This window comes from Galbibacter sp. (genome assembly GCF_048266365.1).
In the GTDB taxonomy this organism is placed as follows: Bacteria; Bacteroidota; Bacteroidia; order Flavobacteriales; family Flavobacteriaceae; genus Galbibacter.
Genome location: NZ_JBLWZP010000006.1, coordinates 39,254 through 58,802, shown reverse-complemented (window position 1 = coordinate 58,802; position 19,549 = coordinate 39,254). Strand labels below are relative to the sequence as shown.

Below are 19,549 nucleotides of genomic sequence, written 5' to 3'. Positions count from 1 at the left end.
TGTGCGTAATAATTTGAATTGAACTGCAAATATAGTAATCCACAATGGAAAATAGGAAATATTACCATGTAGAATCACATGGGAAATTCTTCATTTTTCACAGTGATTTTAAAGTGGCCGTTATTTGGAGTTTGATTTGGGTATGCGCTAAAGGGGGTATCTCAGGTTTATCTAAGGTTAGTAGGAGTGAACAAATCAAGTATGCTTTTGATTTATTCTAACTATGTAGGGGATTAACTGATGTAATTCCATATTTTTTTGTCCTTGTTAAGCTGAAGATAGTTTTGACGAATTACCTGATGTTCCTCCATGGTTAAACCAGGATCTTTCTTCAAAATAGCCGTGGCGTAGTATCGTGCAGCCTTTAAGATATCATTGTCTTTTACAATATCTGCTATCTTTAGGTTTAGAATACCGCTTTGCTGTGTTCCCATAAGGTCTCCAGGGCCTCGGAGTTTTAAGTCTACTTCTGCAATTTCAAAGCCATCATTGGTAGATACCATGGTTTGTAATCGGGTTTTTGAGTCTGCAGATAATTTGTGGCTGGTCATTAGGATACAATAGCTCTGTTCTGCACCTCGACCTACTCTTCCTCTTAACTGATGCAGTTGGGAGAGTCCAAAGCGCTCTGCGCTTTCGATAATCATTACCGAGGCATTGGGTACATTTACACCAACTTCAATTACAGTGGTAGCCACCATAATCTGAGTTTCACCTTTAATAAAGCGATCCATTTCATAGTCTTTATCTGCAGGTTTCATTTGTCCGTGAACAATGGATATTTGAAAATCTGGTGCAGGAAATTCTCGTGCGATACTTTCGTAGCCATCCATCAGATCCTTGTAATCTAATTTTTCAGATTCTTGGATTAGTGGGTATACGATATAGATCTGTCTTCCTTTTTGAATTTCATCCCTTATGAAACGAAATACCTTGAGTCTGTTACTATCATACCGATGCACCGTATTGATAGGTTTTCTTCCAGGAGGAAGTTCATCAATAACAGAGATGTCTAAATCACCGTATAGACTCATAGCTAGTGTCCTTGGTATGGGGGTAGCAGTCATCACTAAAATATGAGGTGGTATATCGTTTTTACGCCACAATTTCGCCCGTTGTGCAACGCCAAATCGGTGCTGTTCGTCAACAATGGCTAGTCCTAGATTTTGAAAGGTGACCTTATCTTCCAAAACAGCGTGAGTGCCTATGAGGATATGAAGTTCTCCGCTTTCAAGTTGTTGGTGTATTTCTTTTCGAGCAGAGGTCTTGGTTGAGCCTGTAAGCAGTCGTACTTCGATCTCCATTTCTTTAACCAAATCTACAATACCATTGTAGTGTTGGGTGGCTAAAATCTCAGTAGGGGCCACCAAACAAGCTTGAAATCCATTATCGAGAGCCAAAAGTATACTCATCAGTGCTACGATGGTTTTTCCTGACCCTACATCTCCTTGTAAAAGACGATTCATTTGAGCGCTAGTACCCAAGTCATTTCTGATTTCTTTAATAACTCGTTTTTGAGCAGAGGTAAGTTCAAAGGGAAGGTGTTTCTCGTAGAAGGTTGTAAAGTTAGCACCAACCTTTTCAAATTTATAGCCTTTAATTTTAGTTTTTCGGCTGAGGTTTTTCGATATCAATTGGAGCTGGATATAAAACAACTCTTCAAATTTTAACCGATACTGCGCTCTGGCCAAATATTCTTGACTTTGTGGGAAATGAATATTGAACATGGCCTTACTCTTAGAAAGGAGTTTGAGCTCCTGTGATAACCCAAAGGGTAGTGACTCTGCAAAACGTCCATTGGTGGTAATAAAAAGCTGCTCCATCAGTTTAATAATCACACGATTGCTGATCCCTCTTTGGGCGAGCTTTTCAGTGGAAGGGTAAATGGCTTGCATAGCAGAACGTATGCTCTTTTCATGTTCTGAGAATAGCTCCATCTCAGGGTGTGCCATGGAAAATCCAGCATACCAATTTAATTTACCGAAGATCACATAGGGTTGATCGCGCTTAGTGTTTTCGGAGATCCATTTTTGTCCTCTAAACCAAACAAGTTCAATCTCACCGGTGTCATCTCTAAAAGTAGCCACCAATCGCTTACCTTTTTTTTGTTCTACTATACGGAAATTTGAGATGTACCCTATGAGCTGAACTTCAGCTCCGTTTTGTTGAAGCTCATTGATCTTGTAGTATCGCGTTTTATCAATATAGCGATTTGGGAAGAGTTGAATAAGATCCTGATACTTGTGAATGCCTAATTCCTTGCGCAAAATATCCGCACGGGTGGCACCCACTCCCTTTAAATATTCTATAGGTGTTTGTAGTATACTTGGATTCATGGTTACGAAGATAACAGTTCGTGGTAAAGTTTAAAAGCGACATTTAAACTAATAATCAACAATTCATCCATCAAATACAACAGTTCGGTAATTTATATTTTAATAAAAGGCTATTATGTCACACTTTTGAATCAAATCTTAAACCAATCAAATAATGATGCAGTTAATTTATTATTTATCGTATTACTTTATTGAGGGAATTTTTTCAGCCAATATTTTAGGAATCCACGGGGCAGAGTTAGGTTCAGATTTCGAAATGTTTGGCATCACTCAGGAAGCTGTCTGCCAAACTTTTACTACTTTTATGAATCATAATTTACTTTTTGGATGATTCTTAATTTAACAAGGGATATAATCAGAGGGTTCATTTTAGGAATCCTTGTCTTTTTGATTATTATGATAGTCAATTATAGCAATGGGGAACAGATTGTTCTAAACCATATGCTGAGAAATAGATTGATTTTAACCTTGATATACACCATTGTTTTGTTTATTGTCAATGCCAATTTCTTTAGATGGACACGTAAGCAGAATAGATATAATGCAAAGGGCAAAGTACTCTTTCTTATAAGCACCATAGGAGCGGTGTTGTTGAGTTTTGTTTGTTTATTTTTCTTAAATTTTGGAGCCTATTTGACCATAGAGGGAGCGACTGTAAAAGGGTTCTTAGTCCATGAAAGTATAGAGGACTACGCTGTACCTTTGGCCATCAGCTTTTTATTTGGCGCTGCATTTAGCGGTTTCCATTTGTATAAATCTAGGCAAGAAACTAAGGTTAAGGAGCAGAAAGTCATCGCCGGAGCTGCGACAGCCCAATTTGATGCTTTAAAGAGTCAGCTGGATCCTCATTTTTTATTCAATAGTTTGAATGTGCTCAATAGTCTGATTGAGGAAAATCCAGAAGCTGCTCAAAAGTTCACCACCTTGCTTTCAAAGGTCTATCGCTATGTATTGGAACAAAAATCCAAAGAATTAGTCAGCGTGGAAGAGGAGTTGGATTACGCTAAAATTTATATGTCTCTAGTGCGTATGCGCTTTGAAAACAGTATAATTTTTGAAGTAGCCCAGGATATTAATTTTGAAGCCAAAGTGGTGCCTTGTTCATTACAACTCTTGTTAGAAAATGCAATAAAACACAATCAAATAACCCAAGACTCACCTTTAACTGTGAAGATTTTCCAACAAGGAAACAACCTGGTTGTCACCAATAATTTTAAGCCTAAAGCCGTAATTAAACACAGTACTGGAGTAGGACTGGTAAATATCAAACAGCGCTATGCATTACTCACCGAGAGAAAGGTTGAGGTAGAAAAAACGGAAGCTAAATTCAGTGTTAAAATACCACTTTTGACAAAACGTATTAAAATGGAACAGATTCAAGAAGATTACATAGATAACAAACGTTATGCTAAGGCTAAAAAAAGAGTTGAAGACTTGAAGGGATTCTACGGAAACCTTACCGCCTATATAGTAGTGATACCTTTTTTAGTGTGGATATATTATATCACAAACTCAGGTTTTCCATGGATAGTATTCCCAGTCGTTGGATGGGGGATAGGAGTTGTCATGCATGGCATGTCAGTATATGACTACCATCCGTTTATGAGTAAAAACTTAGATAGGGCCAAGGCAAAAAAAATAAGAGATTTCTATGCAAATCTTACGGCCTATATTTTAGTGATACCATTTTTAGCATGGATCAACTATACGACCTCTGCAGGTTTTCCATGGATAGTATTCCCGGTAGTTGGATGGGGGATTGGGGTGATAATTCACGGTATGGAAGCTTACAATTACCACCCAATTCTAGGAAAAGATTGGGAGGAGCGAAAATTGAAAGAACTCATGAAAAAAGACAATCCTAATAAACTATAGCATGGAATCTAACGACAACAAATACATCAATGCCAAAGAACGAGTTGCAGAATTGAAAAAGTTTTACAATTCATTGACCACCTTTATCATAGTTAACCTATTTTTTATACTAATTAACTTTATGACCAACGGATTTGAATATGCGTGGTTTTGGTGGATAACAATATGGTGGGGCGTTGGAATAGTCTTCCATGCCTTGAAGGTTTTTGGGTTTAATTTAATCTTCACCAAAGATTGGGAACAGCGCAAAATTAGAGAATATATGGAAAGGGAAAAGGGCTCTTACACTAAAGAAACTGGCCATAAATGGGAATAGTAACATAAATTTTACGAGATTTAAACCAACCAATTAAAAACGAATAACTTTTCATGAAAGTAATTGTCATAGAGGATGAAGCGGCCTCTGCTAGGAGATTAGGAAGGATGTTACACAAACTCGGAGTCGAGGTTGACCAGTTGCTTCACGATGTAAAACAATCCATTAAGTGGTTTGAAACCCATCAACATCCTGATCTTATTTTTTTAGATATTCAACTCTCTGATGGTTTGTCCTTCGAAATTTTTGAAGCTGTAGAAATCAAGAGTGCTATAATCATTACTACGGCTTATGATGAATATGCTTTAAAGGCCTTTAAACTCAATAGTATTGATTATCTCTTAAAACCCATTTGTGACCAGGAGCTTGAAAATGCTATTGCAAAGTATCGCCATTTTAAACCTGAAATCGGACAGGTTTCTTTAAACTTTGAAGAGGTCAAAAAATTACTCATCAACCCTGTGGATCGGGGCTATAAAAAACGAATTAGCGTAAGCGTGGGCCAGCGAATCAAATTGATTGCTATGGAAGACGTCGTTTGCTTCTATAGTAAAGATAAAGGCACCTTTCTACACACCCTGGAGAATCGAAGTTATGTAATGGACACCACAATGGACGGCATCTACGAGGAACTACAACCTGATTTGTTTTTTAGAATTAGCAGGGGCTACATTATAAATATCAATCAAATTGGAGATATACTCAATTATACCAATAACCGTCTGCGACTTAAGATGAATCATTTAGAGGATGCAGAGGTTATTGTTAGCCGCCAAAGGGTCAAAGCTTTTAAGGATTGGTTAGGATAGGTAACTAAATGTTTTCCAGGTATTTAACAATCACTTAAGTTAACACCAACGGCTAGACCTCCCTCTGAGGTTTCTTTATATTTAGAGTTCATATCCTTAGCGGTTTCCCACATGGTGTTAACCACCATATCCAATGGAACTTTTACGTTCTTAGGATCAGTTTCCAAAGCAAGTTCAGCTGCATTTATTGCTTTTATAGCACCCATGGAGTTACGCTCGATACAAGGTATTTGAACAAGACCTCCAATAGGGTCACAAGTGAGTCCTAAATGGTGTTCCATGGCTATTTCAGCTGCAATCAATACTTGATCCGGACTACCTCCAAGAAGTTCTGTTAAAGCACCGGCAGCCATGGCAGAAGAGACTCCAATTTCAGCTTGACAACCACCCATGGCTGCAGAGATCGTAGCTCCTTTTTTAAAGATACTACCAATTTCTCCTGCCACTAATAGGAATTTTTTAATTTCTTCAAATCCAGCATTATGATTTTCGATGACTAAATAATACATTAAAACAGAAGGTATAACACCAGCGCTTCCATTGGTTGGTGCGGTGACTACTCTTCCTAAAGAGGCATTTACTTCATTAACGGCTATAGCAAAACAGCTAACCCATTTTAGAATTTGTCTGAATTTTACCTCTGTTTTTCGAATCACACCAATCCACTCTGTAGGGCTATTATATTCTAGATCTCCTTTTAAACGTTGATGTGTGTCAAAGGCTCTTCTTCGTACATTCAGTCCACCCGGTAAATTACCCTCGGTATGACAGCCTAAATACATGCATTCAAGCATGGTATCCCAGATGCGTTTTAATTCCGTATCAATTTTCTCTGCACTTCGAAGTGAAAGTTCGTTCTCTAAAACAATTTCAGATATCGTTTTTTGCTCTGCATGACAGAAGTTTAGAAGTTCTGTTCCCTTTTGAATTGGAAAAGGAAACTGCTTTATAATATCAAGGTTATCCTTAGGATGATAGAGTTCTTCTTTCACAACAAAACCACCCCCTATAGAATAATAGGTTTGTTCATAGGTAGATCCATTATCTAAAATACCGGTGAATCGCATACCATTAGCATGGAATGGAAGAAAGTCCCTGTGAAAAATCAAGTCTTTTTCAGGATTGAACTCAACTTTCCTTTGGTTGTTAAAGTTCAATACTAATTCTTCCTTTATTTTATTTACTATGGAATTGATATGATCTATGGGAACATATTCTGGATCAGTTCCTGAGAGCCCAAGTAAAACAGCCAAATCGGTGGCGTGACCTTTACCTGTTAGAGATAAGGAACCATACATGTGAACCTGGATGCTTTCCACCCTGTGGAATAATTGATCATCATTGAGTTCTTCTATCCACCGCTGAGCTGCACGCCAGGGTCCTAAGGTGTGAGAACTAGATGGGCCAACGCCAATTTTTAGCATGTCAAAAACACTGATACACTCCATAGACGAAAACGTTAAAGTAACTGCAAAGATACGGATAGTTCCACAAGGTAAAAGTTAATAGATTTAAAATATTTTCGTATAGGAAATCCTAGCGTTTTCACCATTTTTAATGGATTTCCCCGCGTTTATAGAAAAGTCTATGGATGCTAAAATTTAAATCTCTACGGAAAGATTTGAAGGGCGAGATTGCATTGTCGCACATACTGAAAATAGACCGCAATTTTTAGGATAATAAATAATTCGATGTACCTTTAATTATGAGCTTCCTAAAAGCATCGTTTTTTCAATTATTTCGTAGCCCTAGTACCATAAAACATTTGTATTTTTGTTATCTAACTATAATATTCATCGCAAATAAAATTATATGAATACATATGACGTAGCCGTTATCGGCTCAGGACCAGGTGGCTATGTGGCTGCAATTCGATGTGCTCAACTCGGAATGAAAACTGCAATTATTGAAAAGTATGACACTTTAGGTGGAACCTGTTTAAATGTTGGTTGTATTCCGTCGAAGGCACTTTTAGATTCTTCGCATCACTATGAGGAGGCTGTAAAAAACTTTGAAGCCCATGGTATTGAAATTCCAGGAGAAGTAAAGGTCAACATCGAAAAAATGATTTCTCGTAAGCAAGGAGTAGTGGATCAGACTACCAAAGGGATTGAGTTTTTGATGGATAAAAATAAAATTGATGTATACCACGGTTTCGGAAGTTTTAAAGATGCTACTCATATCCTTATAGAAAAAGACGGTAAAACTGAAGAAATAGAAGCTAAGCAGAGTCTTATTGCTACAGGTTCCAAGCCTTCTACATTACCTTTTATTAAATTGGATAAAGAGCGTATAATTACTTCTACTGAAGCCTTATCTCTAAAAGAAATTCCAAAACATCTTGTCATCATTGGGGGTGGAGTTATCGGATTGGAATTAGGACAAGTATACAACCGTTTAGGTGCTCAAGTAAGTGTGGTAGAATATATGGATCGTATTATTCCAACAATGGATGGCGGTCTTTCTAAAGAGTTACAGCGTTCCTTGAAAAAAGGCGGTATGAAATTCTACACTTCGCATAAGGTAAAAGAAGTTACCCGTAAAGGGGACAAGATTACCGTGAAAGCGGATGATAAAAAAGGCAAAGAAGTTAGCTTTGAAGGTGATTACTGTTTAGTTTGTGTCGGTCGTAGACCTTACACAGAGGGACTAAATCTCGATAAGACCGGAATTAAGCTAAATGAAAAAGGACAGGTTGAGGTAAATGAACACTTGCAAACCAATGTCTCAAACATCTATGCCATTGGTGATGTCATTAAAGGTGCTATGCTTGCACATAAGGCAGAAGAAGAAGGGGTGTTTGTTGCTGAAACTTTGGCGGGTCAAAAACCACATATAAATTACAACCTTATCCCCGGTGTTGTATACACTTGGCCAGAAGTTGCAGCAGTTGGAAAAACTGAAGAACAACTCAAGCAAGAGGGGGTGAAGTATAAAACCGGACAGTTCCCCATGCGTGCTCTAGGAAGAGCTCGTGCTAGTATGGATATAGATGGTTTTGTAAAAATACTCGCTGATCAGACAACAGATGAGGTTCTTGGTATCCACATGATCGGAGCAAGAACTGCTGATTTAATTGCTGAAGCTGTTACGGCTATGGAATTCAGAGCTAGTGCAGAAGACATTTCAAGAATGAGTCATGCACACCCTACATATGCGGAAGCTGTTAAAGAAGCAGCACTTGCCGCTACAGATGATAGAGCTTTACATGTGTAAAAGGAATAGTTTGTCAACTTAAGTATCGACAATCTGAGAGAATGATATATGCACTATAACTTAAAAGTGCGGCCAAATTTTAAGGGGTTGATTTTTTATAAAAGTCAGCCCCTTTTATTTTTATGATAACTGTGGAAGTTAGATAAGGGATTATTTAATTCAAGACGATTTAATGGATTTCAATAGTAAAGGAAGCATTAAAATTCTCTCCTGGCCCAAGCGTTAAAACCCCTTCTTTTTTGGTGAAATCACCGCTGGTATCAATATGATCAGTTATACCAAGCCAAGGTTCAATGCAAACAAAATTCCCGTTAGTTTTTGCCCAAATACCTAGGTAATTAAAATCTTTAAAAGCTACACTGAGCACTTTTCCTTTGGTCTTGTGCTCTAAACTAACTAGTCTGGATTTTAAGTTCTTGAAAATTAATGCATCATCCCTAAATAAAGAGTGCTTTAATTCTATGGTATCTTCATCATTAAAAAAAGGAATAGACTCCCCATTTTGCAAACCATTCTCATCGATCATATGACGTTTGCAAGTCTCCTTGTGTTTAAATTTTAAAACATAGTCTTGGTAGTTGTCCTGGTCTGTCAGTGGGCATTTAAATGCGGGGTGGCCACCTAAGGAAAACAACATTTGGTCATCACCGTGATTTAAAACCTGGTGTTGAACCTCTAGGCTTTTGTTTTTTAATGAAAAGCCAATGATAAACTCAAATTTAAATGGATAATCTTTTAGGGTCTCATCATTAAAGGTATAATGAAGCTTTAGTTCGCTTGTAGAGTGTTTGAGAACCTTTAGATTTTCATTATAGCGAATCAACCCATGTTTCGGCACACTATATTGCTTGCCTTTATAACTAAACGAACCATTCTTTAAGGCTCCAATTATCGGGAAAAGTACAGGCGCATGACTTCCCCAAATCTTTGGATCGGCTTGCCAAATATACTCTTGAGAATTGCTGTCTTTGATACTGGAAATTTCTGCTCCTGTACCTTGAATAATTACCGTTAAATGCTCGTTGTTTATTGTGAATTCACTAGGTTTTAACATGGAAAAATAGCTATAAATAATTGATTTGTAAAAGTAAGGATTTGAATAATTTAATTAAAAAAAGTTACTTATATTTAACGATAATTGCAAAATTTATTAGCGTCTTATTTATGAAAAAACTCATCGCTTTTGCCGGAAGTAATTCAAGTACCTCAATAAACTATGAACTGGTTAAATATACCGTTTCTTTAATCGATGATTTCGATATTCAATTATTAAATATGGCCAAGGTTGAGTTCCCAATGTTCAGTGAAGACCTGGAGCGGGCAAAGGGTTATCAAGATTCTTTGGTAGCATTAAAAGACGACATTGTAGAGGCTGATGGAGTCATTATAAGCGTTAATGAACACAATGGAAATCCCTCAGCATACTTTAAGAACCTAATTGATTGGTTATCCAGAGTAGATCGTAAATTTTTGAACGAAAAATATGTTTTTGTTTTAGGAACTTCTAACGGAGCCAGAGGTGCAACGGGATCCATTGGAGTTACCGAAAAATTACTGCCACGTTTTGGCGCTCAAGTAGAAGATATTTTTTCCTTGCCTAATTTTAAGGAGAACTTTTCAGTTAAAAAGGGTGTTATGACCAATACTGAGTTGATAGAAAAACACCAGGAGGCATTGCAAAACTTTTTGAAGAAGATTTATTAAAATAAACTAACACTCTTAAAAAAAGCAAGGTACCCCATTGTTGTGAGCACCTTGTTTTTATGTTTGTCCAGATTTTAGCCTTAATGAATTTGATCCATTTTGGCCTTGATTTCATCTAAGCACAAATTGCCTAAACTGCCTTTGTGCGTATGTTTAATATCTTTCTTGGGTTTGTAATCACCATTTTCAATAGCCTGCCCCATTTGTTTATAAGCATCCCTAAATGGCATTCCGTTTAGAACTAGGTCATTTAATGTGTCTACACTGAATAAGTAGTCGTATTTAGTATCATCTAAAATACTTTCGTTGACAATGACGTTTTTGATGGAAAAGCTCATCATTTCCAAGCAAGATTTTAGCTCCTGAATTGCTGGAACAATGATCTCCTTAGTCAATTGCAAATCCCTGTGATATCCACTAGGAAGGTTAGTGGTCAGCATGGCCAATTGATTTGGAACGGCTTGGATTTTATTACATTTTCCTCGAATGAGTTCAAACACATCAGGATTCTTTTTATGTGGCATGATACTCGATCCTGTGGTAAGCTCATTGGGAAAGGTGATGAACTCAAAATTCTGGCTCATGTAAAGGCATATATCCATGGCGAATTTCGATAAGGTCGCAGCAACACTACTTAGGGCAAATGCCGTAGACTTTTCAGATTTTCCACGACTCATTTGTGCAGCCACCACATTATACTTAAGATCTTTAAAATCTAACTCCGCTGTGGTGAAGTCTCTATCAATTGGGAATGAGCTTCCGTAGCCGGCAGCACTTCCAAGCGGATTTTGATCTACTGTTTTATATGCTGCTTCCACAAAGTACATATCGTCAATGAGGCTTTCTGCATAAGCAGAGAACCACAATCCAAATGAAGACGGCATCGCGATTTGTAAATGCGTATAACCGGGAAGTAAAACATCTTTATATTGATCCGCCAAATTGATTAAGTCGTCAAATAATTCTTTGGTACTGTGTTTAATTTGTGCGAGTTCACTTTTGAGGTAGAGATTAACGGCGACTAAAACTTGATCATTTCTAGAACGTGCAGTATGTATACGCTTACCGGTATCTCCAAGTTTCTCAGTTAACAAAAATTCTATTTTAGAGTGAACATCTTCGAAACTGTCTTCTATGGTAAAGTTACCCTCTTGAATATCCTCTCCTATAGTATCTAATGCAGCAGTCAATTGTTGGGCTTCCTCCTTGGAAATTAGTCCGATTTTACTGAGCATTTTTGCATGAGCTTTGGATGCAAGTACATCGTATTTTGCAATTACCAGGTCCAATTCTCTATCAGAACCAACGGTAAAAACATCAATTTTCTTATCTGTTGAAAAACCTTTATCCCATAGTTTCATAGCGATCTTATTTTTTGAATTCTAACGCAGTAAAATTAGCGGTTGTTTTGTTAATTGCTTTATGATATTAAAAAATTATTTTAGTTGAATCTAACCTAGGACTTTAGTCAATAGTTCAATGTATAATTCGATTCCTTGTTCTATTTCGGTCACATAAATAAATTCATTTGCCGAATGCGAACGTGTTGAGTCACCTGGTCCCAGTTTAAGGGAAGGACAATACAAATTGGCTTGATCCGAAAGAGTAGGAGAACCATAGGTTGTTCTACCGAGTTCAAGGCCTGCTTTGACTAAAGGATGATCTGCAGGAATTGCAGAAGAGTTTAATCCAAGGGACCTAGGAGTTAGCTCACATGGTGCTTCGTTTTTTAAGGTGTCGTAAATCTCTTGATTGCTGTACTTGTCATTCACTCTGACATCAATAACCATACGAACATCAGCAGGTACCACATTGTGTTGGTTCCCAGCCTCTATTTGAGTGACTGTTAATTTCACGGGACCTAATACCTCAGATACTTTTTCAAATTTATAATCTCTGAACCACTCTAGAACATTAATGGTTTTATAAATGGCATTGTCATCATTTGGATGTGCTGCGTGACTAGGTGTTCCTTTTACAACAGCGTCAAAAACCACTAAGCCTTTTTCTGCAATAGCGAGATTCATAAGTGTAGGTTCTCCTACAATAGCAACATCCAAATTTGGAAGTTCGCTTAATACTGATTTAAGTCCATTAGGACCTGAACTTTCTTCTTCTGCAGAGGCTACAATCACTAGATTGTAATTTAAATTGGTCTTCTGGTAGAAGTAGGTGAAAGTCGCAATCAACGAGACTAAACATCCTCCGGCATCATTACTTCCCAGGCCATAAAGTTTGCCATCTTCAATATGAGCATCAAAAGGATCCTTTGTATAAGCACTGTTTGGCTTTACAGTATCATGATGTGAATTGAGCAACATCAAAGGTTTGCCTGATTGAAAATCTTTATTAAATGCCCAGATGTTATTGCCTTGTCTTTTAAAAGGTATGTTGTAACGAGTGAACCACTCGGTAATTAAAAGCGCAGTTTTGTCCTCCTCTGATGAAAAGGATTGTGTCCTTATAAGTAATTTTAAGAGTTCGAGAGCCTCTTTTTTTAGGGATTCTATGGTCATTATATTCTAGTTGAATTCGTTTAAATGTAGGGTTGTTTTTTGTTCGTTCGGGTTTGCAAGCATCGAAATACTTCCGACATAGACATGTTGTACTTTATTTTCAAGTGCGTGAAAACAGTTGTGCAACTTAGGCAACATACCATCAGCGATGATACCTTCTTCAATCAATTTATCATAAGAGGTGCGATCGATGTCTGTAATTACAGAATTCTTATCGGAAATACTTCGAAGTACTCCTTTCTTCTCAAAGCAGTAGTAGAGAGATACTTCATACTTCTCGGAGAGAGCTATAGCGATCTCTGAGGCAATAGTGTCAGCATTGGTATTGAGTAGCTGTCCATTTCCATCGTGGGTAATTGCACAGCAAACAGGAGTGATCTGTGCTTTTAGAAGTGTACTAAAACTCTCTGCATTCACCTTTTTGATATCTCCCACAAAGCCAAAGTCATGGTCTTTAACAGGGCGTTTTACCGATTGTATACTGTTTAGATCGGCACCCGATAAACTAACAGCGTTACATTGCTTTGCTTGGAGTTTAGAGACGATGGTTTTACCAACCAATCCTCCATATACCATGGTGATTATTTCCAGGGTTTGCGCATCGGTAACTCTTCGCCCATCGACCATTTTGGTTTCGATTCCTAGTTTTTGCGCTAACTGAGTTGCTAATTTACCACCTCCGTGAACCAGAATTTTCAATCCTTCTATTTGAGCAAAATTATTTAGGGCTTGCTCTAAATCAGCCTCATCTTCAATAAGGTTTCCACCTATTTTAACTACGGATACTTTCATTCTTAATTAATTACATTACATACTTTCAAGTAGTTCTTTTAAAACAGCTTGAGCGGCGTATGTTCGATTATTGGCTTGTTGGATAACTAAAGATTGATCACTGTCTAATACTTGGTCTGAAACGATTACGTTTCGACGAACAGGAAGACAATGCATAAACTTAGCATTGTTTAATTTCTTTGAAGTTATCATCCAGCTCTGATCGTTGCACAAAACTTTTCCGTAGTCAGCATAGCTGCTCCAGTTTTTAGCATAAACAAAATCAGCATTCATTAAAGCTTCGTCCTGATCGTAAATGATCCGTGTATTTCTAGTGATCTCCGGATTGAGCTGATAACCTTTTGGATGAGTGATACAAAAATCCACATCCATCATTTGCATTGCTTTAGCAAATGAATTTGGAACAGCATGAGGTAGTGCTCTAGGGTGAGGTGCCCAAGTCAAGACAACTTTTGGTCTTTTGATGGTACTGTGTTCAACAATGGTAATGGCATCAGTTAGTGCCTGTAGTGGATGTGCGGTAGCACTCTCCATGTTTACCACCGGTACACTAGCGTATTTTTGAAAGCTTTTTAAGATTGTTTCTTTTTGATCTTGCGCCTTGTCAGTCAGGGTAGGAAAAGCTCTTAGTGCCATAATATCGACATACTGTGAAATTACCGCAGCCGCCTCCTTAATGTGTTCTGCTGTATTGGCATCCATAATGCTTCCATCTTCAAATTCCAGTTGCCAGCTATCAGTCTTAAGATCTAAAGTCATCACGTTCATCCCGAGGTTTTGTGCTGCTTTTTGAGTACTTAGACGCGTTCTAAGACTGGAGTTAAAAAACAACAACCCAATTGTCTTATTCCTACCTAAGTCCTGATGGTTAAACGGGTTGCTTTTTAAAGCGATGGCTTTTTGGATCAGACCATCTAAATCATTGATGTCCTCTAAATCTAAATACTGTTTCATGTGTTGATCGTTTAATTTACCGCTACATATAAACTTATAATCTCACTAAGCTATAGTATATTACACGATATTAATGTGTTACTGTTTTTAAAATCTTGGTAAAAACGCTAGATTCATTAACCGCTTTGACAATAAAGTCATCTTCTAAACCATTAAGAATCCAAGTTTCAATATTTGCTTGGTTGGCAATTTTTACGGCTTCTACCTTAGAGAGCATACCGCCGGTACCGTGTGATGATTTTCCATCTACTACTTCACTTGTTAGCTCTTCTATGCTAGCCACATTGGTAATGGTTCTTAGTTGTTTGTTTTTGATAGAGTCTCTGGTATAAATTCCGTTGGTATTGGTGGCGATGATCAATAGGTCAGCATCGAGTAATACAGCTGTCATGGCGGCTAGCATATCGTTATCCCCAAATTGAATTTCATCTGTGGCCACGGTGTCATTTTCGTTGATAATCGGTATATAGTCATTCTCGCACAGAATGTTTATCGTATTTACGATATTCTCCCTAGTAGAATCACTTTTAAAATCAGAGTAGGACAAAAGGCATTGCGATATAAAAAGTCCCAGCTCTCTAAAGTTCTCTTGATAAATTCGCATCAAATGCAATTGACCTATAGAAGCAAGTGCTTGTTTTACATTAATTTCTTTTCCGTTGCCCTCTAGCCTTACAAATTGTTTTGCTGCAGCAATAGCGCCTGAGCTTACAATTATGAACTCATATTGATCTTTAAGAGAGGCTACCTGGTTGGCGATATCCTCAATCTTCCCTCGGGAAATATGATCGGATTCTTTTGTTAGGGTATTAGACCCTATTTTAAGAACAATTCTTTTTTTGTTGGTTGCATTCATTTATTTTCAAGGATGATATATACGACTAAAAACACCCAAAATGTACAACTTTTCGCTGTGTTTACTTTGCTTAAAAGTCATTTTGGGTGCTGATACTTTCAGGATTATCTTACGCTTTATTCAATTTTTGTAAATGGTGTTTTTTGATTGATCGCATTTATAATAAAATTGTCTTTTAATCCATTGACAATCCATGTTTCTATATTTGCCTTATTGGCTATTTCTAATGCTACTACTTTAGAACTCATACCTCCGGTACCATGTTTGGACTTATCGCTATCTACAACTTCCTTCTTTAAGTCTGAAAAATTTTGAACGTCAGTTATTGTTTCCGGATGTCCATTTTTAAAAGACTTAGCAGTGTAAATCCCATAGGTATTTGTGGCTATTATTAAAAGATCAACTTTTAATAGTTCGGCAGTTAGTGCTGCGAGTTTATCATTATCCCCGAACTGAATTTCGTCCGTGGCTACCGTATCATTTTCATTGATAATTGGAATGTATCCGTTATCTACAAGAATGTTAATGGTGTTCACAATGTTTTTCTTAGATTCTTCTTTTTCAAAATCGGAATAAGAAAGTAGACATTGTGAGGCTAGGAGGCCCAATTCCCTGAAATTCTCTTGAAAAATTCTAATGAGATGGGGTTGACCTATTGAGGTTAATGCTTGTTTTACATTTATCTCTTCGCTATAAGTACTTTCCAAATTGACAAATTGCTTTGCAACAACTTTCGCTCCGGAACTGACAATCACAAATTCATACTCGTCTTGGAGCACTGCGATTTGTCGACCTATATCTTCAATTTTACCTCTTGATATTTGATCGGATTCTTTTGTAAGCGTATTGGAACCTATTTTTAATAGAATTCTTTTTTTCTTCTTTTTTGGCTTACTCATTTTTTTGTTTTTATTTGTTTCTCTATTTATTTCGAATTCTTCGAAATACGGACTATAAAATTTAATTAATTATACTTGAGTTATCTGATCTGTCCATCTCCGTGGATATACCATTTATTGGTGACTAGGTGTTCAAGTCCAATGGGACCACGTTGATGTAATTTATCTGTACTAATGGCCAATTCACCGCCAAGACCTAATTGCCCACCATCTGTAAATCGAGTAGAAGCATTATGATATACTGCTGCTGTATCTACTGTGGTCATAAATTGATCTGCGGTTTGTTGGTCTCTAGTTATGATAGAGGAGGAGTGACCTCCAGAATATTTATTAATTTTTGAAATAGCTTGCTCTACAGAGTCAACCAATCCAACTACAATTTTATAATCTAAAAACTCTTCGTACCAGATATCCTGATCGGTAATGCTTTTGACACCATCAAAATCACTCAGCTCTTTATCGACAAAAACTTCAACATTGAACTCAGAAAGTCTTTCTAATAGTCTTTTTACAAAAGCATTGTAGTTGGGTAAGTTTTTATCGATCAAAACTTTATCCAAGGCATTACAGGCTGAAATTTTAGCTGTCTTAGCATTTATAATAACATTAAGCGCCAGATCGAGATCAGCATCCTTGTGTGCATAGACAAAATTGTTTCCCCTTCCGCTGACAATAACCGGGCAGCTGGCATTTTGTTTAACAAACTCAATTAAGCGTTCGCCCCCTCGAGGCACTATTAAATCAATTGGTTGTGTTGGTTTTTCTAAAAAGGCCTGGGTTTGTTTTCTGTCAAATTTCAGATACTCTACCCATTGCTCATTGATACCGTGTTGTTTTAAAGCACGATCCCATAATTCTACAATTTTCAGATTTGAATTAATTGATTCTTTCCCACCTTTTAGAACAATCTTATTTCCAGACTTAAAAGCAATTCCGGCAGCCTCAACGGTAACATCCGGGCGTGACTCATAAATGATCATTACGGTTCCGAATGGTGCGGTTTTGTTATAAACATGCATACCGTTGTCATGTTGAAAATGGAAACGTTCCACTCCAAGAGGATCTTCCTTGGCAGTAAGTTCGTTTAGTGATGTGATCATCACTTGGATTTTCTCTTCATCGACCTTCAAGCGATCCTCCATAGCGAGGTCACCCCCATCATAGGCATCTAGATCCTTCTGGTTTTCTTTTATTATGGCGTCCTTTTCCTTTCGAATCAGTTCGGCCATAGTGGTTAATACATTGTTTCGTTCTGTAATTGTTAATAATTTATTCATTATGTTTTTGATTTTTTAAAACATCAGTTAGTGCAGTGAAAAACTGATCTATGTGATGTTTTTTAATCGTTAACGGCGGTAAAATTCTTAATAAGTTCTTATTTGCCGAGCCGCCAGTAAAAATGTGTTTCTCGTAAATAAGTGCTTTTCGTATTTCTGATATAGCTTGCTCAAACTCCATTCCAAGCATGAGTCCTCTACCTTTTATTTGTTGTAAAGAGTTGATTCCCTTGGCTTTTTCCTTGAAATATGTAGCAATTTTTGCCGCGTTTTCTATTAAGTTTTCCTTTTCTATAACCTCCAGTACCGCAAGGCCTGCAGCACATGCCAGATGATTCCCACCAAAAGTAGTACCGAGCATACCGTGTTTTGCCTGAAATTTAGGATGGATCAAAACTCCTCCCATAGGGAATCCATTCCCCATACCTTTGGCGACTGTAATTATGTCAGGTTCTATATTGTGATGTTGGAAGGCGAAGAATTTACCGCTTCTTCCGTACCCGGATTGAATTTCATCCATTATGAGGACTGCATTGTGTTTTTTACACAATTGAGCCACTCCTTGTAAAAATTCTGTGGTCGGTTGGTCTAATCCGCCGACACCCTGGATGGGTTCTAATATAACCGCACAAACGTCACCGAACGCTAATTCATAATCTAAAGAGTGAAGTTGGTTTAAAGGAAGGAAAGTGGTGACGCTGTGCTGGTTATTAATAGGCGCATTGATAGCCCTATTATCTGTTGCTGCAACTGCTGCTGATGTTCTTCCATGAAATGCATTTTTAAAAGCAATTACCCGTGATTTATTGGTATGAAATGAGGCTAGCTTAAGTGCATTTTCATTAGCTTCTGCTCCTGAATTGCAAAGAAATAAATGATAATCTTCACAATTAGAAAGTCTTCCTAACCTTTCTGCCAGTTCCACCTGAAGTGGATTTTGAACAGCATTGGAGTAAAAGCCTAGTTTTTTAATCTGCTCAGTCAAGCTTTCTACGTATGTAGGGTGGGCGTGACCAATTGAAATTACAGCGTGACCTCCATAGAGATCTAAATATTCATCGCCGTTAGTATCGTAAACAAATACATCGTTCCCTCGCTGCGGAGTAACGTCGTATAATGGATAAACATCGAACAGTTTCATTTATTGTGTACAGAGTTTATTATTTTGGTATTTTAATGGAATTCTTAAGAAATACAACAAAATACCCTAGTTTATGTTATTTATTCGTTGGTATGCTGCCATAACACCTTTAATAACAGCGGAACTAAGTCCGTTGTGTTCCATGGCATTTAAACCTTCAATAGTACAACCTCGTGGTGTGGTGACATTATCCACCTCGACCTCTGCATGTGTTCCATCTTCGATTAATGCAGCTGCCCCGATGGCTACTTGCGCTGAAATCTCTTGAGCCTCATGAGGGTGAAACCCCATTTGAACTCCCCCTTGAGTTAAGGCACGTAAAAAACGTAAGAAAAATGCAGTGCTACTAGCCCCTAAAACAGTTGCTGCTTGCATGAGATGTTCTTCAATAATCATGGTCTTTCCAATAGTGCCAAACATTTTTTCAACAAAGCTTACATCCTCGTGCTCATTGTCTAACGAGGTGATAAAAGACATGGATTGTTGTTTTATGGCTGCCGTATTAGGCATTGCCCTTATGATCTTGTTTTGAGGAACAGTTTTATTAATTTCTTCGATGGACACTCCGGTGACAGTAGAGATTAAAATCTGATCCGGATTGAGTTGATCTTTAATCTCATCCAAAACCAATTTTAATACCCTTGGTTGGACGCAAAGGATAATCCACTTGGCGTCTTTAACGGCAATATTGTTATCAGGGGTCACGGAGACTCCAGATGACTCTTTAATGAATTGCAAATTTTCGTTTGACTTGTCGGCTACTAAAATGTTCTTTGGATCAAATAACGAGCTGGACGCTAGTCCTGCAATTATAGATTTTCCAAGGTTTCCTGATCCAATAACGGTAACTTTCATGTG

At 37.5% G+C, this 19,549-nt stretch carries 18 protein-coding genes; 6 read left to right on the top strand and 12 right to left on the bottom strand.

Annotated elements, in window-relative coordinates:
• Window positions 1-233: 233 nt before the first annotated feature.
• Window positions 234-2,336 (bottom strand): ATP-dependent DNA helicase RecG, encoded by a 2,103-nt coding sequence (gene recG / locus ACN0TV_RS10465; RefSeq protein ID WP_417362798.1) that lies wholly within the window; start codon window positions 2,334-2,336, stop codon window positions 234-236.
• Between the two features lie 154 nt (window positions 2,337-2,490).
• On the opposite strand from recG, the gene ACN0TV_RS10460 reads away from it, so the two are divergent.
• The 4 genes from ACN0TV_RS10460 (at window position 2,491) to ACN0TV_RS10445 (ending at window position 5,336) form a co-directional block, all read left to right on the top strand.
• Window positions 2,491-2,667 (top strand): hypothetical protein, encoded by a 177-nt coding sequence (locus ACN0TV_RS10460; protein WP_417362797.1) that lies wholly within the window; start codon window positions 2,491-2,493, stop codon window positions 2,665-2,667.
• Between the two features lie 110 nt (window positions 2,668-2,777).
• Window positions 2,778-4,211: a 2TM domain-containing protein gene (locus tag ACN0TV_RS10455; RefSeq protein ID WP_417362795.1), complete on the top strand. Its 1,434-nt coding sequence runs from the start codon at window positions 2,778-2,780 to the stop codon at window positions 4,209-4,211.
• 1 nt (window position 4,212) lies between these two features.
• Window positions 4,213-4,527, top strand: coding sequence for a 2TM domain-containing protein (locus ACN0TV_RS10450; protein ID WP_417362793.1), 315 nt, complete (start codon window positions 4,213-4,215; stop codon window positions 4,525-4,527).
• A 53-nt stretch (window positions 4,528-4,580) separates the two neighbouring features.
• The gene (locus ACN0TV_RS10445) at window positions 4,581-5,336 is read left to right on the top strand and encodes a LytR/AlgR family response regulator transcription factor (RefSeq protein ID WP_417362791.1); all 756 of its coding nucleotides are present in this window, start codon (window positions 4,581-4,583) and stop codon (window positions 5,334-5,336) included.
• A gap of 23 nt (window positions 5,337-5,359) precedes the next feature.
• Here ACN0TV_RS10445 and ACN0TV_RS10440 read toward each other — a convergent pair whose 3' ends face one another.
• Entirely contained in the window at window positions 5,360-6,784 is a 1,425-nt protein-coding gene (locus tag ACN0TV_RS10440) for an L-serine ammonia-lyase (RefSeq protein WP_417362789.1), read from the bottom strand.
• Between the two features lie 364 nt (window positions 6,785-7,148).
• Between ACN0TV_RS10440 and lpdA the strand changes: the two genes are divergently transcribed.
• Entirely contained in the window at window positions 7,149-8,552 is a 1,404-nt protein-coding gene (lpdA, locus tag ACN0TV_RS10435) for a dihydrolipoyl dehydrogenase (protein ID WP_417362787.1), read from the top strand.
• A 169-nt stretch (window positions 8,553-8,721) separates the two neighbouring features.
• On the opposite strand, the gene ACN0TV_RS10430 is transcribed toward lpdA, so the two are convergent.
• Window positions 8,722-9,606 carry an aldose 1-epimerase family protein gene (locus ACN0TV_RS10430; RefSeq protein WP_417362785.1) on the bottom strand — a complete coding sequence of 295 codons (885 nt, stop codon included), beginning with the start codon at window positions 9,604-9,606 and terminating at the stop codon, window positions 8,722-8,724.
• A gap of 110 nt (window positions 9,607-9,716) precedes the next feature.
• Between ACN0TV_RS10430 and ACN0TV_RS10425 the strand changes: the two genes are divergently transcribed.
• Window positions 9,717-10,256, top strand: a complete 540-nt coding sequence (locus ACN0TV_RS10425) for an NADPH-dependent FMN reductase (protein WP_417362783.1) — start codon at window positions 9,717-9,719, stop codon at window positions 10,254-10,256.
• Window positions 10,257-10,336: 80 nt separating this feature from the next.
• Here the strand turns inward: ACN0TV_RS10425 and argH are convergent, their stop codons facing one another.
• From argH to proC, 9 genes are all read right to left on the bottom strand, one after another.
• Complete coding sequence (argH, locus tag ACN0TV_RS10420; RefSeq protein ID WP_417362781.1) at window positions 10,337-11,617, bottom strand: argininosuccinate lyase; 1,281 nt, start codon at window positions 11,615-11,617, stop codon at window positions 10,337-10,339.
• 90 nt (window positions 11,618-11,707) lie between these two features.
• The gene (locus ACN0TV_RS10415) at window positions 11,708-12,772 is read right to left on the bottom strand and encodes a M20 family metallo-hydrolase (RefSeq protein ID WP_417362779.1); all 1,065 of its coding nucleotides are present in this window, start codon (window positions 12,770-12,772) and stop codon (window positions 11,708-11,710) included.
• A gap of 6 nt (window positions 12,773-12,778) precedes the next feature.
• Window positions 12,779-13,564 (bottom strand): acetylglutamate kinase, encoded by a 786-nt coding sequence (gene argB, locus ACN0TV_RS10410; RefSeq protein WP_417362777.1) that lies wholly within the window; start codon window positions 13,562-13,564, stop codon window positions 12,779-12,781.
• A gap of 15 nt (window positions 13,565-13,579) precedes the next feature.
• On the bottom strand, window positions 13,580-14,518 hold the full coding sequence (locus tag ACN0TV_RS10405; protein WP_417362775.1) for an N-acetylornithine carbamoyltransferase: 939 nt from the start codon (window positions 14,516-14,518) through the stop codon (window positions 13,580-13,582).
• Between the two features lie 70 nt (window positions 14,519-14,588).
• On the bottom strand, window positions 14,589-15,374 hold the full coding sequence (gene proB, locus ACN0TV_RS10400; protein WP_417362773.1) for a glutamate 5-kinase: 786 nt from the start codon (window positions 15,372-15,374) through the stop codon (window positions 14,589-14,591).
• A gap of 116 nt (window positions 15,375-15,490) precedes the next feature.
• A complete protein-coding gene (proB, locus tag ACN0TV_RS10395) occupies window positions 15,491-16,273 on the bottom strand; it encodes a glutamate 5-kinase (protein ID WP_417362771.1) in 783 nt (260 codons plus the stop codon).
• 80 nt (window positions 16,274-16,353) lie between these two features.
• Complete coding sequence (locus ACN0TV_RS10390) at window positions 16,354-17,550, bottom strand: glutamate-5-semialdehyde dehydrogenase (RefSeq protein ID WP_417362769.1); 1,197 nt, start codon at window positions 17,548-17,550, stop codon at window positions 16,354-16,356.
• Window positions 17,543-18,691, bottom strand: a complete 1,149-nt coding sequence (locus ACN0TV_RS10385) for an aspartate aminotransferase family protein (protein WP_417362768.1) — start codon at window positions 18,689-18,691, stop codon at window positions 17,543-17,545. Before ACN0TV_RS10385 ends, ACN0TV_RS10390 begins: the two co-directional genes overlap by 8 nt.
• 66 nt (window positions 18,692-18,757) lie before the next feature.
• Window positions 18,758-19,546, bottom strand: a complete 789-nt coding sequence (gene proC, locus ACN0TV_RS10380) for a pyrroline-5-carboxylate reductase (protein WP_417362766.1) — start codon at window positions 19,544-19,546, stop codon at window positions 18,758-18,760.
• Window positions 19,547-19,549 lie beyond the last annotated feature (3 nt).

Coding starts and splice junctions, on each gene's coding strand:
- recG (WP_417362798.1), bottom strand. CDS start 2,336: ATGAATCCAAGTATACTACAAACACCTATAGAATATTTAAAGGGAGTG.
- ACN0TV_RS10460 (WP_417362797.1), top strand. CDS start 2,491: ATGATGCAGTTAATTTATTATTTATCGTATTACTTTATTGAGGGAATT.
- ACN0TV_RS10455 (WP_417362795.1), top strand. CDS start 2,778: ATGCTGAGAAATAGATTGATTTTAACCTTGATATACACCATTGTTTTG.
- ACN0TV_RS10450 (WP_417362793.1), top strand. CDS start 4,213: ATGGAATCTAACGACAACAAATACATCAATGCCAAAGAACGAGTTGCA.
- ACN0TV_RS10445 (WP_417362791.1), top strand. CDS start 4,581: ATGAAAGTAATTGTCATAGAGGATGAAGCGGCCTCTGCTAGGAGATTA.
- ACN0TV_RS10440 (WP_417362789.1), bottom strand. CDS start 6,784: ATGGAGTGTATCAGTGTTTTTGACATGCTAAAAATTGGCGTTGGCCCA.
- lpdA (WP_417362787.1), top strand. CDS start 7,149: ATGAATACATATGACGTAGCCGTTATCGGCTCAGGACCAGGTGGCTAT.
- ACN0TV_RS10430 (WP_417362785.1), bottom strand. CDS start 9,606: ATGTTAAAACCTAGTGAATTCACAATAAACAACGAGCATTTAACGGTA.
- ACN0TV_RS10425 (WP_417362783.1), top strand. CDS start 9,717: ATGAAAAAACTCATCGCTTTTGCCGGAAGTAATTCAAGTACCTCAATA.
- argH (WP_417362781.1), bottom strand. CDS start 11,617: ATGAAACTATGGGATAAAGGTTTTTCAACAGATAAGAAAATTGATGTT.
- ACN0TV_RS10415 (WP_417362779.1), bottom strand. CDS start 12,772: ATGACCATAGAATCCCTAAAAAAAGAGGCTCTCGAACTCTTAAAATTA.
- argB (WP_417362777.1), bottom strand. CDS start 13,564: ATGAAAGTATCCGTAGTTAAAATAGGTGGAAACCTTATTGAAGATGAG.
- ACN0TV_RS10405 (WP_417362775.1), bottom strand. CDS start 14,518: ATGAAACAGTATTTAGATTTAGAGGACATCAATGATTTAGATGGTCTG.
- proB (WP_417362773.1), bottom strand. CDS start 15,374: ATGAATGCAACCAACAAAAAAAGAATTGTTCTTAAAATAGGGTCTAAT.
- proB (WP_417362771.1), bottom strand. CDS start 16,273: ATGAGTAAGCCAAAAAAGAAGAAAAAAAGAATTCTATTAAAAATAGGT.
- ACN0TV_RS10390 (WP_417362769.1), bottom strand. CDS start 17,550: ATGAATAAATTATTAACAATTACAGAACGAAACAATGTATTAACCACT.
- ACN0TV_RS10385 (WP_417362768.1), bottom strand. CDS start 18,691: ATGAAACTGTTCGATGTTTATCCATTATACGACGTTACTCCGCAGCGA.
- proC (WP_417362766.1), bottom strand. CDS start 19,546: ATGAAAGTTACCGTTATTGGATCAGGAAACCTTGGAAAATCTATAATT.